The organism is Kitasatospora sp. NPDC101235, assembly GCF_044767505.1.
GTDB lineage: Bacteria > Actinomycetota > Actinomycetes > Streptomycetales > Streptomycetaceae > Kitasatospora.
Genome location: NZ_JBIWNZ010000001.1, coordinates 282,969 through 297,462, shown reverse-complemented (window position 1 = coordinate 297,462; position 14,494 = coordinate 282,969). Strand labels below are relative to the sequence as shown.

Genomic DNA, 14,494 nt, shown 5'->3' with positions numbered 1-14,494 from the left:
GGGCTTTTCCCGGCCGGACCTTCCGCTCGGGCCTTCCGGCCGGGCCGGGTCCGGCGGTTCCGGGATGTGCGAGGAGGCCCGGAACGACGTGAGGAGGCCGCCCCGGAACGCGGGGCGGCCTCCTGCTCGTGCTTCGTGGTGCGGCTTGCTGCGCCCGTGCTACAGCGGGCGGCGCTCCTGCTCCAGCCGCTGGCCCTCGACGTCCAGCGGGCCGAAGTCCGCGATCGGCTGCGGCGACTTGGTCAGCGAGCGGGCGGCGATCGGGTCACCCAGACCGGCCCACTCCAGCACCTTGGCGGTGGCCTCCGCCGACTGGGCGGCGGGCAGCTGCCCGATCCTGGAGCCGTGGTTGCCGCCGGGCACGGTGTAGACGTAGCTGTCCTCGCTGCCCCGGCCGAGGCGGAACGGCTTGGCGCCCCACGGGTCGTTGCCGCCGTAGACGTACATGATCCGCTCACCCTCGCGCTTCACCCAGCGGTCGATGTCGGGCATCGCGTTCGGGTTGAAGACGGTCGGGATCTCCTTCGGCACGAAGGTGCGGACCGAGTAGAGCTCCTTGTAGTCGTAGTGCAGCACGCCCTTGAGGTGCGAGACGTCGAAGAACGGCGCGCCCAGCTCGGTGGCGGCCTGGTAGTAGTACGCGGTGTACTTCGCCAGCGACTGGTCGCTGTTGCCGGTGATGCCGGACTGCGCGTCGAACCAGGCGTACAGCTCGTCGTCGGTCGCGGTGGCGGCCACCGGGACCTTGGCGCAGTCGGACTCCAGGCTGTACTGCCAGAACGCCCAGACCACGTCCAGCACGCCGGCCTCGTACGCGCGGTCCGGGGTGCCGAGGGTGTCGAAGGTGGAGCCGGCCGCCTTGTTGTCCGCGATGTAACGGGCCTCCAGGCGGTCGCGGCGCACCAGCAGCTCGCGCTGGGCGGCGTTCAGCCTGGCCCGGCACTCGGGGGTGCCAACGGTGCGGAAGAACTCGCTGTACGCCTCGGAGTCGTTGACGTTCGTGTTGTTCGGCGCGACGTAGGCGATCGTGCCGGCCACGTCGTCCGGGTAGAAGCGGCGGAAGTAGGTGGACGACATGCCGCCCTTGCTGCCGCCGGTGGACAGCCACTCCTCCTGGTAGATCCGCTTGAGCGCGGTCACCAGCCGGTGCGAGTCCGCGGCGCCCTGGCGGATGCCGGCCTTCGACCAGTCCGCCGGCTCCGGGCGGGAGGGGGTGAAGAACCGGTACTCGATGGACACCTGGTTGCCGTCCACCAGCCGGGTCGGCTCGGTGCGCGACGGGCTGGTGCCCAGGGTGTAGCCGTTGGTGTAGAAAACGGTAGGGCGGTCGTAGCCGCGGTGCAACACGCTGAAGCGCTGCTGGAAGGTGCCCAGCCAGGGCCGGAAGTGGTCGATCGGCTGGGTGTAGGTGGCGATGAAGTACCGGTGACCGGTGGTGGTCGGCTTCTCCTCGGTGATGGTCACCCCGGGGATCGCCGCCAGGCGGTCCTTGATGTCGGCGTTCGGGTCGTCGGCGGGGCTCCGGCCGTGGCGGGACCCGTTGCCCTGGTCGCCCTGGTCTCCCTGTCCCGCCTGGGCACCCTGTGCGCCCTGCGCGCCCTGGCCGTCGGCGGCGGACGCCGGGCTCACCAGGCCGCCGAACGCGAGCAGCGGTATCAGCAAGGCGGAAACCAGCAGCCTTCTCACGGTGGTGGTCATCAACTCTCCCTCTGTTCAACTGACATGACTGCCGCCTGCCGGTACGGCCGTGCGGCATGGGTGATGCGGCGTGGGTGATGCGGCGGCGGCCGGCCGATGGACGGCCGAATGGGCCACCCGCCGTTCACGGATGGCCCATCGGGAAGAAGTGCTGGTCAGTGGGGTCGCCCTGCTCTGCTGCCGGTTGAGGATTCCGTCGGGTCGAGCGTTCCCCGCCGAGCCGGGTGGCTACTCGTCTACGGGCGGGGCAGGGTGCACCCGGGGAGGGTGAGGTCGAAGCGGTTGCCGGCGGCGAAGCAGGCCGGGATCCCGTAGGTCTCCTGGGCGTAACCGATGCCCCGGCGGACCGTCACCGCGCCGTTCTGGTCCACCTCGCAGGGGTTGTCCAGGGTGCAGGACTCGCCGTTCTCGTTGATCGTGTTGTTGACGGCGACCACCTGGCCGGTCGAGGCGTCGACCACCGGCGAGCCGGAGGTGCCACCGATCACGTTGCAGGCGGAGGTGTAGCGGACCGAGTCCTTGAAGGTCCAGTCGGCTTCCTTCAGCCGGTAGGCGAAGCCGTCGACCGAGCAGGAGTAGATCTTCTTCCAGTAGCCGGAGACGACCCGGATCGAGGTGCCCTGGACCGGGTGGGTGGCGGCGATGGTCAACGGGGCTATCCCGTACCGGGACTGGATCGAGGCGTAGGTCGTGTTCAGCTGGTAGATCGACACGTCGGTGTCGGTCATCGCGCCGTAGACGATCTTGGTCGCACGCAGCGTGGCGGCGCTGCCGCCGCTGGCGTTGAGCAGGGTGAAGGTCCGGCTGGAGGAACGGTTGAGGACCACCTCGCCCGGGCCGGGCATGCCGGTCTCCAGGCAGTGACCGTTGGAGAGCACCAGGGCCGGGTCGCTCGCGGCCGAGCCGGGCATCCGCACCAGCGAGCCGGAGCAGTTGCTGAGTGCGACCGTCCCGGCGAAGGTGACGGCGGAGACGGGCTTGGTGGCGGACTCGGCGGCGGGGGCTGCGGCCTGGGCCGGAACAGCCCCGACGAGGGCGGTGGCTCCGGAGATCAGGAGCGTGGCTACCGTGCCTATGAGCGGCTTCTTCATGAGAGACCTCTCGGTGTGGGGGGGTCCACGGGTGGGGGTCCACCAAAGCTGTCCCGGACATGACTTACTGTCAAGAGTCAAAGCAACGCCAAGAACCACCCAAGACGCAATGGCCGGTTACCGCCGCCAACCGGATCAACCGCCTGGCTCGCGATCCGGCTCACGGTCCGGCTCGGCGGCCTCAGCTCGCGACCCTGGATCGGCGGTCTCAGCTCGCACCCCTGATCGGCGGCTCCTGATCGGCGGTCCGGATCGCGGGCCGGCCGGTCGCCGCCGCCGAGGCCGTCAACTCCCGCGCAGGGACGGTCAACCCGCCTGCCAGTGTTCCCGGCCGAGGCTGATCAGGCGCAGCTGGAGGCGGGCGGTCGCGGCGATCCGCCGCCCCCGGGCCGGGTCCGTCTCCAGCGCCTCCAGGAAGGCGGCGGCCGTGGACACCATGTGGTCGACGTACAGCTCGGCGAGCATCCGCAGATCCCGCTCGCTCCACCCCTGCGACACCGGCTGCAGCGCCAGGGCGTCTCCCACCTCGGCGGCGAAGCGGCCGAGTTCGGCGTCGATCGCCTCGCGCACCTGCCGGACTCCGCCGTGCCGCTCACGCGCCAGGAAGCGGACGTGCGCCCGGTGCTCGCGGACGTGCCGCTCGATCACGTCCACCGCACGGTCGATCAGCTCCTCGGCACCGCCGGCCTCGGCGAGCACCGAGCGGATCATGACGTGCAGGCTGGCCAGCGACTCCTCGACCAGCGCCACCCCGAGGGCGGCGAGGTCCGGGAAGTGCCGGTAGAAGGCGGCCGGGGAGAGCCCCGCCTCGCGGGTGACCTCACGGACTCCCAGGCTCGCCAGGTTCTGATCGGCCAACAGGTGCAGCCCGGCGTCCAGCAATGCCCGTCGGCTCTGCTGCTTCTGGGCCTGCCTGGCCCCAACGGTGTGACTCACGCCATTCAGTAAACATTCGTTTGCTGAACTTGGCCAGCCGAGCGTACAGTGGGGCCGAAGTCAGTGAACACTTGTCAACCGAAATCGGCGCAGTCCCAGCCGCAGCCGAAGGAGCCAGCCGTGATCCTGTTCTCCGCCCTGGTCGCCATGGGTGTCCTGATCGGCACCGCCGCCCACACCTCGCTCCCGGTCTTCCTCGCCGCCTCCGCGGGCATCACCGCCTGGCTGCTGGCCTTCGGCGCCCGCGAGGGCATCGCCCGCCTCCGGCACCGCTGACCCGGCCGCTCCGCGGACCGCACCCGCGGCCACTCCACAGAGAGGATCCGCACCACCATGAGCACCGTCACCGAACGTCCGGCCATCGGCCGCCAGAGTGTCAGCCGCCAAGGCGCCGGCCGTCAGAGCGTCAGCCGCCGGAGCACCGGTCGCCCGGAGGCCCTCGTCCAGGAGAGTGACCGTCAGGGCACCTCCGAGGCGGACGGCCTCGCCATCGCCTCCTTCCTCCTCGGCCTCCCCGGCCTGCTGCTGTTCAACATCGTCCTCGGGCCGATCGCCATCACCCTGGCCACGCTGGCCCTGATCCGCGGCACCAGCCGGCGCGGCCGCGCCCTCCTCGGCCTGACCCTCGGCATCGCCTCGCTGGTGATCCTCGCCGTCACCATCGCCACCTCCCACGGCGTGCTCATCGACATCGGCTCCTGAACCGGCCCAACCCGCCTTCCACGCCGGGCTCCTGCTCCTGCATCGCCCTCCGATCCGCCCCTGAGCCACCGTTCCGGCAATGGATCACCGTTCCGCCCTTGATTCACCGGGCTGACCTCGGTTCCCTGAACGGCGGTTGGAACGGCTGATCCCGTCAACCCGCCCCGCTCCCCCGGCCCGCCACGTAGGGTGGGCCCCATCGGCCGGGCGACCTCAGGGGGCAGGAGTGACTACGGAGAACCGCAGCGACGCACAGCCGGCGCGGTCCACCCCGTCAGGCGGACGGCTGCTCGCCGTGAGCGATCTGCACATCTCCTACCAGGAGAACCGCGACCTGGTGGAGAAGCTCCAGCCCTCCCACCCCGGCGACTGGCTGCTCGTCGCCGGTGACGTCGCCGAGCTCACCACCAGCATCGAGTGGGCCCTCGGCCTGCTCGCCGAGCGCTTCGCCCGCGTGGTGTGGGTGCCCGGCAACCACGAGCTGTGGACCCACCCCGAGGACCCGGTCCAGCTGCGCGGAGTGGCCCGCTACGAGCATCTGGTGGAACGCTGCCGCCGGCTCGGCGTGGTGACCCCCGAGGACCCGTACCCGCTCTGGGAGGGCCCCGGCGGACCGGTCCGCATCGCCCCGCTCTTCCTCCTCTACGACTACACCTTCCGTGCGCCGGGCACGACCACCAAGGAGGCCTCCCTGGCGGCCGCCTACGAGAGCGGCATCGTCTGCGCCGACGAGCGGATGCTCTACCCGGACCCGTTCCCGGACCGCGACTCCTGGTGCCGCGAGCGCGTCCGGCTGACCGAGAAGCGGCTGGCGGCCTGCGACCCGGACGTCCCGCTCGTCCTGGTCAACCACTACCCGCTGGTCCGCCAGCCCACCGAGATCCTCTGGTACCCCGAGTTCGCCCAGTGGTGCGGAACCGAGCTGACCGCCGACTGGCACACCCGGTTCAACACCGCGGCGATGATCTACGGTCACCTCCACATCCCCCGCCGCACCACCTACGACGGCGTTCCGTTCACCGAGGTCTCGCTCGGCTACCCGCGCGAGTGGCGCAAGCGCGGACTGCCGGACCCGCTGCTGCGGGAGGTCTTCCCGCAGTCCGCGGGCTGACCCTCCGATTCACCGGCCCCTCCTGTCCCACGCCGCTACGCCGTCACCTGCTGTCCCGCCGCCTCCTCTTCCGTCACCTCCTACTCGGCCGCGATCGCCCGCAGGACGTCCAGCCGCGCCGCCCGCCCCGCCGGGCGGAGTCCGGCCACCGCGCCCGCCAGCAGCCCGGCCGCCAGGACCACGGCCAGCTGCACGGGCGGTATCGCGAACGATCCCGTCCCCGCGCTGTCCGAGGCCCGCACCAGGGCCCAGCCGAGGAAGGCTCCGAGGCCCAGCCCGCCGACCGTCCCGAAGGCCGCCACCAGCACCGACTCCCAGCGCACCATGCCCCGCAGCTGACCACTGGTCTGGCCGACCGCGCGCAGCAGCCCCAACTCCCTGGTCCGCTCGTGCACCGCCAGCGTCAGGGTGTTGGCGATGCCCAGCAGCGCGATCAGCACCGCCAGCGCCAGCAGCGCGTAGACCACCGAGAGCATCATGTCGACGCCAGAGGCCGCGCTCTTCGCGTACTCGGCGCGGTCCTGCACCTGCGGACTGCCGTACGGGACCAGCGCCCGTTCCACCGCCGCCTTGCCCGCCGCAGCCGAGACGCCGTCACGCAGCCCGATCGCGACCATGGTGTCCGCGTCCTGCCCCCGGTGCGGGGCCCAGGCCTGTCGGGTCATCAGGTAGTCGCCGGCCAGACTGCCGCCCTCGTACAGGGCGCGGATGGTGAACGGGCCGCTCGTGCCGTCGGTGAAGCCCACGGTGACGGACTGTCCGAGCAGCCAGCCGTGCTGCTGCGCCTCGCTGCGGGAGACCGCCAGCCCGTCCGTGCCGAGCGCGGCCAGTGAGCCGTCGACCCGGCCGAGGTCGACGATCCCGGACAGCCGGGCCGGGTCGGTCACGTCCAGCGTCCGGCCGTGCCCGTCGATCCGGGCCACGCCCCGGCCGAGCCCGACGGTCTGCCGCACCTCGGGCAGGGCGGCCAGGGCGTCCGCCACCTTGGGACTGATCCCACTGCCGCCGGCCCCGAACGAGGCGGTGGTGACGGCGAGATCGCCCGCGAAGGACTTGCTCACCGTGTCGTCCAGGGTGGCCTTGATCGAGGCGCCGAACACGGTGAACAGCGTGACCACCGCGACTCCGATCATCAGCGCGCTCGCGGTGGCCGCCGTCCGGCGTGGGTTGCGGGCCGCGTTACGCCGGGCGAGCACCCCGGAGACCCCGCGCAGCCTGGGCAGCGGCGCGCCCAACATCCGCACCGCGCCGGCCGCGGCGACCGGGCCGAGCACCACCGTGCCGGCCAGCACCGCCAGTGCCCCGAGCGCCGTCAGCAGCACGGACGGGCCGTCGGTCGCACCGAGGACGGCGACCGGCACTCCCCCGGTCAGCAGCAGGCTGCCGAGCACCACCCGGACGGTGCCCGAGCGCCCCTGCGCCGCCCGGTCGACGCCCGTGTCCCGCAGGGCCGCGAGCGGAGCCGTCCGCCCGGCCCGGACGGCCGGCAGCAGCGCGGAGCCCACCGCGACCAGGGTGCCGACCAGCAGCGGCAGCAGGACGGCGGCCGCGCTGATCACCATGCCACCGGTCGGCAGGGCGAAGCCGAGCGCCGAGAACAGCGCCTTGAGCCCGGCGGCCACCCCGATCCCGCCCAGCAGCCCGCCGAGCGAGGCCAGCAGGCCGACCACCAGCGCCTCCGCCAGCGTCGCCCCGAGCACCTGGCCGCGCACCGCGCCGAGCGCCCGCAGCAGCGCGTGCTCCCTGGTCCGCTGGGCGACCACGATGGCGAAGGTGTTGTGGATGGTGAACGTCGCCACCAGCAACGCGATCCCGGCGAAGACCAGCAGCAGCGTGGTGAACATGGTCAGGAACCGCCCGGACAGCACCTGGGTGGACTCCTGGGTGGCCGCCGCACCGGTGATCGCCTGGACGCCGGCGGGCAGTTGCGGGGTGATCCGGTCGACCAGCTCCCGCTGGGAGACCCCGCCCGACGCGCGGACCTGGATCGAGGCGGCCTGCCCCTCTCCCTTGGGCGTGAGGTACCGCTCGGCGTCCGCGAAGGTCATCGCGGTGAAGGTGCTCGGCCCCATGCCGTCCGCGTCCGCCCCGAAGGTGGCGATGCCGACGACGGTGACCGGTACCGGATCGGGGGTGCGCAGAACGGTGGTCGAGCCGAGGTGCAGCCCGCCCGCCTTCGCCGCGCCCCGGTTCACCACAACCTCGCCCGGGGCGGCCGGCGGCCGGCCCTCGGCCAGCCGGTAGGGGTTGAGCCGGCCGTCGGTCAGCCAGTTGCCCGCCAGGGTGGGCGGGCCCTGGCCGCCGATCGGCTTGCCGTTGCTTCCGATGAGCTGGCCCGCGCCCTGGACCGACGGCTCGGCGGCCGCCACCCCGGGTACGGTGCGCAGCCGGTCGGCGAGCGCCGCCGCCACCGGCGCCCGTACCCCGCCGACCGTGCCCGGCGAGTCCAGCACGTCGGCGCTGCGGACCACGACGTCGGTGCCGGCGTTGGCGTCGGCGAAGAGGGTGTCGAAGTTGGCCCGCAGGGTGTCGCCGAGCACCATCGTGCCGGTCAGGAAGCTCACCCCGAGCAGGATGGACAGGAGGGTGCCGGCCAGCCGCCTGCGGTGGGCGCGCAGCGAGCGCAGGCTGAGCCGGAGGGGAACGGTGTTCGTGCGCCCGCCTCGATTCGCTCGGATCCGCTCGCTCACGACCGCCCCCGTTCGAAGGCCTTCATCCGGTCCAGCACCAGGGCGGAGGTGGGCTGCCGCATCCGGTCCACCAGCCGTCCGTCGGCGAGGAAGAGCGCCTCGTCGGCCCAGCCGGCGGCCGTCGGATCGTGGGTGACCATGACCACGGCCTGGCCCATCTCGTCCACCGCCCGGCGCAGCAGGCCGAGTACCTCGCCGCCGCTGCGGGAGTCGAGGTTGCCGGTCGGCTCGTCGGCGAAGACCACCCGGGGCCGCCCGGCCAGCGCCCGGGCCACCGCGACCCGCTGCTGCTGGCCGCCGGAGAGCTCGCTCGGACGGTGCTGCAGCCGGTCGCCCAGGCCGACCACGTCGACCAGCGTCTCCAGCCAGGCCTGGTCGGGGGCGGCCCCGGCCAGATCGAGCGGGAGGGTGATGTTCTCCAGGACGGTGAGCGTGGGCACCAGGTTGAAGGCCTGGAACACGAAACCGATCCGCTCCCGGCGCAGCAGGGTGAGCCGCCGGTCGTTGAGTGTGCCGAGCTCGGTGTCGCCGATCCAGGCGGTGCCGGCGGTGAGCGTGTCCAGCCCGGCCGCGCAGTGCATCAGGGTGGACTTGCCCGAGCCGGACGGGCCCATGATCGCGGTGAACCGCCCGGCCGGGAACTCCACCGTCACGTGGTCCAGCGCCCGGACTTCGGTGCCGCCGATGCCGTAGATCTTCACGGCATCGGCGACCCGGGCGGCGGCGCCTCGTACGACGTCCAGGGTGGTCACCTGGTGCCACCTCCCCTGGTGTCGTCCCGCGGCGGCTCGCTGAGCACGGCCCGCTTGGCGCGGTACTCCTCGGCGTCGATGTCGCCCTCGGCGTAGCGGCGGCCCAGGACGGCCAGCGGATGCTCCGCCACGGCCCCGCCCCCGAACCCGCAGCCGTGCCGCCGCCGGACCGTGCGGCGCAGCACCGCGATCACCAGGACCACCACGGCGATCCAGACCAGCGGGATCAGCAGGATCCACGGGCCGGGGCCGTGCCAGTCGGCCAGCTGCGTGTACATGGTGGTTCAACTCCTCGGTGGTGGGCCTCCAGGACCTCGGGGGTTCCCGAGGTGCCTAGAGCGTCCCGCCGAGCGGTCTCATCACGCGTCCTACCAGCAGCGACAGTTGGGATACTCCCGGAAGAGTAGGGGCCGCTCAGCCCAGCCAGCCCGGCCGCACCAACCCCGACTCGTAGGCCAGCACGACCAGTTGCGCCCGGTCCCGCGCGCCGAGCTTCGCCATCGCCCGGCTGACGTGCGTCTTCGCCGTCAGCGGGCTGACCACCAGCCGCCGGGCGATCTCCTCGTTGGACAGCCCCATCCCGACCAGCGCCAGTACCTCGCGCTCCCGCTCGGTCAGCATCGAGATGTCCGAGAGGCCCTCCGGCACGGTCTCGGGAGCCTTCGACCGGGCGGCGAACTCGCCGATCAGCCGCCTGGTCACCCCCGGCGAGAGCAACGCGTCCCCCGCGACCGCGACCCGGATCGCCCGCAGCAGGTCGGCCGGCTCGGTGTCCTTGACCAGGAAGCCCGCCGCCCCCGAGCGCAGCGCCTCGAAGACGTACTCGTCCAGCTCGAAGGTGGTCAGCACGACCACCCGGACGGAGGACAGCGCCGGGTCCTCGGCGATCCTCCTGGTCGCCTCCAGCCCGTCCATCCGCGGCATCCGGATGTCCATCAGTACGACGTCCGGCACGATTTCGCGGGTGAGCCGCAGCGCCGCCTCGCCGTCACCCGCCTCGCCGACCACCGTGAGGTCGTCCTGGAGGTCCAGCAGGGCCCGGAAGCCCGCCCTGACCAGCAGTTGGTCATCCGCCAGCAGTACCCGAATCAATCGCTCTCCGCCTTCGGTGTCGGCAGCTCCGCCCGGACCCGGAAGCCGCCGTCCGGCAGCGGCCCCGCGGTGATGGTGCCACCGAACGCCGCCACGCGTTCCCGCATCCCGACCAGCCCGCTGCCCGACCCGCCCGCGTCACCGAGGACCGCGGGCCCCGGATCCTCCACCCGGACCACCAGCACGGCCGGGTCACTCCAGTCCAGCACCACGACCGCCTGCCGGGCCGCCGAGTGGCGCACCACGTTGGTGAGCGCCTCCTGGACGATCCGGAAGGCGGCGAGGTCGACGGTGGCGGACAGCTCGCGCCGCTCGCCGCGCTCCTGCACCTCCGCCTCCAGGCCCACCCGGTCCGCCTGCTCGGTGAGTTCGTCCAGCCGGTCCAGCCCGGGGGCCGGCCCGCGCGGCGCCGCCCCGGGCCCGCGCAGCGTCGCGAGCACCTGGCGGACCTCGCCGAGCGCCTCCTTGCTGGTCGACTTGATGGTGACCAGTGCGCCGCGGGCCTCCTCCGGCCGCCGGTCGAGCAGCGCGAGCGCGACCCCGGCCTGGATGTTGATCAGCGACAGGCTGTGCGCCAGGATGTCGTGCAACTCCCGGGCCATCCTGAGCCGTTCCTCGTTGGCCCGGCGCTCCTCCAGCTGCTGCCGGTAGGCCCGGTGGGCGGCGATCCGCTCGCGCCGGAACCGGACCAGCTCGCCCCCCGCCATCACCAGCAGCAGCCAGGCCGACAGCCCGAGTTCCTGCGGCCAGATGCTGCCGGACGGCGGGGCCGCGCGCTGCCAGCTCTCCGGCAGGACGAAGGTGACCAGGAGGTGGACCAGGTAGACCCCGCCCACGCCGGCCCAGGCCGCCCGGCGGTGCCCGGAGCCGATCGCCACGCAGCAGGCGATCAGCCAGCTCACGAAGGCCGGCCCGTACGGGTACCCGCCGGCCAGGTACCCGGCGGTGACCACCGAGGTGCCGGCCACCACCGCGACCGGCCGGCGGTCGCGCAGCACCAGCAGGGCCGGCCCGAGCAGCAGCAGCAGGTAGCCGAAGGCGTCCAGCGGGACCCGCCCGTGCTGGTTGTGCGCGGCGAAGGTCGAGCCGACCACCTGGAGCACCGCGACCGCCGCCGCCACCCCGAGCGGGTAGCCCGCCTTGGCCGCGCGCACCCACGGCGGGCGCCACGGCTCGGGCGGCTCCTCCGGCGGCTGCTCCGCCGGGGGCGGCTCGGTCGGGGGCGGCTCGGTCGGCGGGGACGTGGGCGGCATCATGCCCACAAGCTAGACCGCGCCCCGTCCCCGCGCGTCCTCCACCAGTGGCGTTCGGGCGTACTCCCGCTGGAGTACGCCCGACCGCGGCTCGCCCTCAGCCCTCCGCAGCGTCCGCGGACGCCCGGGCCTTCGCCTGCGCCTCGTCGAAGGTCGCCGACGCCTCCGGCCGCGCCAGCGTGACCACCAGCTCCCCGTCGCTCACGTCCGCGATCAGCGTGTCCCCCTCCCGCACCGAACCGTCCAGCAGCAGGTTGGAGATCCGGTTGTCCAGCTCCGACTGGATCGTCCGGCGCAGCGGCCGGGCCCCGAACTCCGGCTGGTAGCCCCGGTTGACCAGGTACTCCTTGGCCGCCTCGGTGACGTCCAGCTCGACGTCCTGGGCCCGCAGCCGGCGCCGGCTGCGGTCCAGCAGCAGGTCCACCACCGACAGCAGGTCCTTCCTGGTGAGCGCGTGGAAGACGATCACCTCGTCGATCCGGTTGAGGAACTCCGGCCGGAACTGCCGCCGCAGATCGTGCATCAGGTCGTCCCGCAGCGCCGCGTCAGGAGCTCCGCTCCGGGCTTCCATCTCCCCCGCGCGGTCGAGGATCCGCTGCGAGCCGATGTTGCTGGTCATGATCACCACGGTGTTGCGGAAGTCGACCGTACGCCCCTGGGAGTCGGTCAGCCGCCCGTCGTCCAACACCTGGAGCAGCAGGTTGAAGACGTCCGGGTGGGCCTTCTCCACCTCGTCGAAGAGCAGCACGCTGTACGGCTTGCGGCGCACCGCCTCGGTCAGCTGCCCGGCCTCCTCGTAGCCGACGTACCCGGGCGGGGAGCCGACCAGCCGGGAGACGGTGTGCTTCTCCTGGAACTCGCTCATGTCGAAGCGGATCATCCGGTCCGGGTCGCCGAACAGCAGCGCCGCCAGCGCCTTCGCCAGCTCGGTCTTGCCGACGCCGGTCGGCCCGAGGAAGAGGAAGGAGCCGGTCGGCCGCTCCGGGTCGCCCATCCCGGCCCGGCCGCGGCGCACCGCCTGGGCGACGGCGGTGACCGCCTCGTCCTGGCCGATCACCTTCTCGTGCAGGTGCTCCTCCAGCTTGAGCAGCCGCTCCTTCTCGGTCGCGTTCAGCTCCGCGACCGGGATGCCGGTCCGGGAGGAGAGCACCTGCGCGATGTCGTCGGCCGTCACGTCGACGACCTCCTCGCGGGACTCGGCCATCGCCGCCAGCTCGTCCTCGGTCTGCCGCAGCTCGGTCTTCAGGTTGGCGGCCCGGACGAACTCCTCGTCCGCGACGGCCTCGTCCAGCTCCCGCTTCAGCTTGGTGATCCGGTCCTGCACCCCGGTCGCCTCGGTGGACCCGCTCAGGCTGCGCAGCCTGACCCGGGCACCGGCCTGGTCCAGCAGGTCGATCGCCTTGTCGGGCAGGAAGCGGTCGCTGACGTACCGGTCGGAGAGCGTCGCCGCCGCGTCCAGCGCCTCGTCGGTGAACCGCACCTGGTGGTGCGCCTCGTACGCGTCGCGCAGCCCCTGGAGGATCTCGACCGTCTCGTCGACGCTCGGCTCGGGCACCAGCACCGGCTGGAAGCGGCGCTCCAGCGCGGCGCCCTTCTCCAGGTGCTTGCGGTACTCGTCCAGCGTGGTCGCGCCGACCACGCTCAACTCGCCGCGTGCGAGCGCCGGTTTGAGGATGTTTCCGGCGTCCATCGAGCCCTCGCCGCCGCTGCCCGCGCCAACCACGGTGTGCAGCTCGTCCAGGAACAGGATCACGCTCTTCTCGGCCGCGGTGACCTCGTCGATCACGTTCTTCAACCGCTCCTCGAACTCGCCCCGGTACTTGGAGCCGGCCACCAGCGCGGTCAGGTCGAGGGTGACCACCCGCTTCTCCTTGAGGCTCTGCGGCACGTCCCCGGAGACGATCCGCTGGGCCAGGCCCTCGACGATCGCGGTCTTGCCGACGCCCGGCTCGCCGATCAGCACGGGGTTGTTCTTGGTCCGCCGGGAGAGGATCTCGACGGTCTGCTCGATCTCCTCGGCCCGCCCCACCACCGGATCCAGCCGGCCCGAACGCGCCTGTTCGGTGAGGTCGCGCCCGTACTCGTCCAGCGTCGGCGTCTCGCTCGGGCGGGCGCCCGTGCTGCCGCGCTCACCGCCGGTGCCGCGCTCCTCCAGCACCGACTTCAGTGCCTCCTGCGAGGGCGCCGCGTTGCGCAGCGCCACGCCGGCGCCCGAGCGCTCCTGGTCGAGCAGCGCGCCGAGGATGTGCTCCGGGCCGATGTACGAGGCGCCGACCGCCTGCGAGCGGGCATGTGCGGCGAGCAGGGCGCGCTTGGCCGCGGGGGTGAGCGCCGGCCGGACGTCCACCGCGTCGCGGCTGCCGGACGGCAGGGCGTGCTCCAGGTCGCCGGAGAGCCGGTCCGGATCGACGCCGGCCCGTTCCAGCATCCGGCGCGAGGGGCCCACCCGGGTGGCCGCCCAGGCCAGGTGCGCGGTGTCGAGGTCGTTGGAGCCGTCCTCGGCCGCGCGCTGCGCGGCCAGCGCGAGGAGTTCCTGCGAGGACTCGCTGAGCAGCCGCCCGATCGGTACTCGCTGCACGGCGGGCGGGGAGGCCATCGGGCTCATCCCGAAGAACCGGCTGAGCAGGTCGGAGAACGGATCGTTCGATCCGAACGGGGGCATGGACACGGCGATTCACCTCTCCCAAGCGGTTTGCAGCCACACAAACACAGGCCGTGGCGCCTCGCCCGTCGAGCCGGCCGGGGCCGTCGCCCGGCGTGCCCGGGCCTCGCCGCCGTCCGGCCGCACGGCGGCCGCGTTCGCCCGGTGACCTGCTCCGACAGCGCACCGCCGCTGTACGTCACCGCCATCGCCGGCAACCCGCCCGCGACGTTGCGCGTGGGCGGCCGTCGAAGAGCCGGATCACGCCGTCCACATCACACGCCATCCCACCTCCCCACCACACAAGATCACCGGACCCCGAAGCCGGGTGCGGCGCGAGGGCCGGGCCGCAGGCCTGCCTGTTACCAGCCAGAAAGACCGGAATCGGCCCGCCGGGCGAACCGTCAGGCCAAAACAGCATATTCCTGGCTGGCGTTTGAATAGTCGCCGCCCTGTTCGATTTTGGCGTTTGAAATGTGATGGACCACTTCACCGGCCTGGCCAGCGACATTACCGGCGGTCACGCAC

The 14,494-nt window shown here is 72.6% G+C and carries 12 protein-coding genes; 3 read left to right on the top strand and 9 right to left on the bottom strand.

The window, feature by feature from the left end:
• Positions 1 to 159 precede the first annotated feature (159 nt).
• From ACIRRH_RS01425 to ACIRRH_RS01415, 3 genes are all read right to left on the bottom strand, one after another.
• Positions 160 to 1,698 carry a S28 family serine protease gene (locus ACIRRH_RS01425; protein WP_403060041.1) on the bottom strand — a complete coding sequence of 513 codons (1,539 nt, stop codon included), beginning with the start codon at positions 1,696 to 1,698 and terminating at the stop codon, positions 160 to 162.
• A gap of 236 nt (positions 1,699 to 1,934) precedes the next feature.
• Entirely contained in the window at positions 1,935 to 2,789 is an 855-nt protein-coding gene (locus ACIRRH_RS01420) for a serine protease (protein ID WP_403060038.1), read from the bottom strand.
• Positions 2,790 to 3,095: 306 nt separating this feature from the next.
• Positions 3,096 to 3,725 carry a TetR family transcriptional regulator gene (locus tag ACIRRH_RS01415; protein WP_403060035.1) on the bottom strand — a complete coding sequence of 210 codons (630 nt, stop codon included), beginning with the start codon at positions 3,723 to 3,725 and terminating at the stop codon, positions 3,096 to 3,098.
• A gap of 120 nt (positions 3,726 to 3,845) precedes the next feature.
• On the opposite strand from ACIRRH_RS01415, the gene ACIRRH_RS01410 reads away from it, so the two are divergent.
• From ACIRRH_RS01410 to ACIRRH_RS01400, 3 genes are all read left to right on the top strand, one after another.
• Positions 3,846 to 4,001, top strand: a complete 156-nt coding sequence (locus tag ACIRRH_RS01410; RefSeq protein WP_224277104.1) for a hypothetical protein — start codon at positions 3,846 to 3,848, stop codon at positions 3,999 to 4,001.
• A gap of 57 nt (positions 4,002 to 4,058) precedes the next feature.
• Positions 4,059 to 4,427, top strand: coding sequence for a DUF4190 domain-containing protein (locus ACIRRH_RS01405; RefSeq protein ID WP_403060032.1), 369 nt, complete (start codon positions 4,059 to 4,061; stop codon positions 4,425 to 4,427).
• A 226-nt stretch (positions 4,428 to 4,653) separates the two neighbouring features.
• Entirely contained in the window at positions 4,654 to 5,538 is an 885-nt protein-coding gene (locus tag ACIRRH_RS01400; RefSeq protein WP_403060030.1) for a metallophosphoesterase family protein, read from the top strand.
• Between the two features lie 80 nt (positions 5,539 to 5,618).
• On the opposite strand, the gene ACIRRH_RS01395 is transcribed toward ACIRRH_RS01400, so the two are convergent.
• The 6 genes from ACIRRH_RS01395 to ACIRRH_RS01370 all read right to left on the bottom strand — a co-directional run bounded on the left by ACIRRH_RS01395 (position 5,619) and on the right by ACIRRH_RS01370 (position 13,993).
• Positions 5,619 to 8,228, bottom strand: coding sequence for an ABC transporter permease (locus ACIRRH_RS01395; RefSeq protein ID WP_403060027.1), 2,610 nt, complete (start codon positions 8,226 to 8,228; stop codon positions 5,619 to 5,621).
• The gene (locus ACIRRH_RS01390) at positions 8,225 to 8,980 is read right to left on the bottom strand and encodes an ABC transporter ATP-binding protein (protein ID WP_403060024.1); all 756 of its coding nucleotides are present in this window, start codon (positions 8,978 to 8,980) and stop codon (positions 8,225 to 8,227) included. The genes ACIRRH_RS01395 and ACIRRH_RS01390 overlap by 4 nt, the downstream gene beginning before the upstream one ends.
• On the bottom strand, positions 8,977 to 9,258 hold the full coding sequence (locus tag ACIRRH_RS01385) for an SHOCT domain-containing protein (RefSeq protein WP_403060021.1): 282 nt from the start codon (positions 9,256 to 9,258) through the stop codon (positions 8,977 to 8,979). The genes ACIRRH_RS01390 and ACIRRH_RS01385 overlap by 4 nt, the downstream gene beginning before the upstream one ends.
• Before the next feature lie 136 nt (positions 9,259 to 9,394).
• Positions 9,395 to 10,072, bottom strand: coding sequence for a response regulator (locus ACIRRH_RS01380; RefSeq protein ID WP_403060018.1), 678 nt, complete (start codon positions 10,070 to 10,072; stop codon positions 9,395 to 9,397).
• Complete coding sequence (locus ACIRRH_RS01375) at positions 10,069 to 11,328, bottom strand: sensor histidine kinase (RefSeq protein WP_403060016.1); 1,260 nt, start codon at positions 11,326 to 11,328, stop codon at positions 10,069 to 10,071. The genes ACIRRH_RS01380 and ACIRRH_RS01375 overlap by 4 nt, the downstream gene beginning before the upstream one ends.
• Positions 11,329 to 11,422: 94 nt before the next feature.
• On the bottom strand, positions 11,423 to 13,993 hold the full coding sequence (locus ACIRRH_RS01370; RefSeq protein ID WP_403060014.1) for an ATP-dependent Clp protease ATP-binding subunit: 2,571 nt from the start codon (positions 13,991 to 13,993) through the stop codon (positions 11,423 to 11,425).
• Positions 13,994 to 14,494 lie beyond the last annotated feature (501 nt).

Coding starts and splice junctions, on each gene's coding strand:
- ACIRRH_RS01425 (WP_403060041.1), bottom strand. CDS start 1,698: ATGACCACCACCGTGAGAAGGCTGCTGGTTTCCGCCTTGCTGATACCG.
- ACIRRH_RS01420 (WP_403060038.1), bottom strand. CDS start 2,789: ATGAAGAAGCCGCTCATAGGCACGGTAGCCACGCTCCTGATCTCCGGA.
- ACIRRH_RS01405 (WP_403060032.1), top strand. CDS start 4,059: ATGAGCACCGTCACCGAACGTCCGGCCATCGGCCGCCAGAGTGTCAGC.
- ACIRRH_RS01385 (WP_403060021.1), bottom strand. CDS start 9,258: ATGTACACGCAGCTGGCCGACTGGCACGGCCCCGGCCCGTGGATCCTG.
- ACIRRH_RS01375 (WP_403060016.1), bottom strand. CDS start 11,328: ATGATGCCGCCCACGTCCCCGCCGACCGAGCCGCCCCCGACCGAGCCG.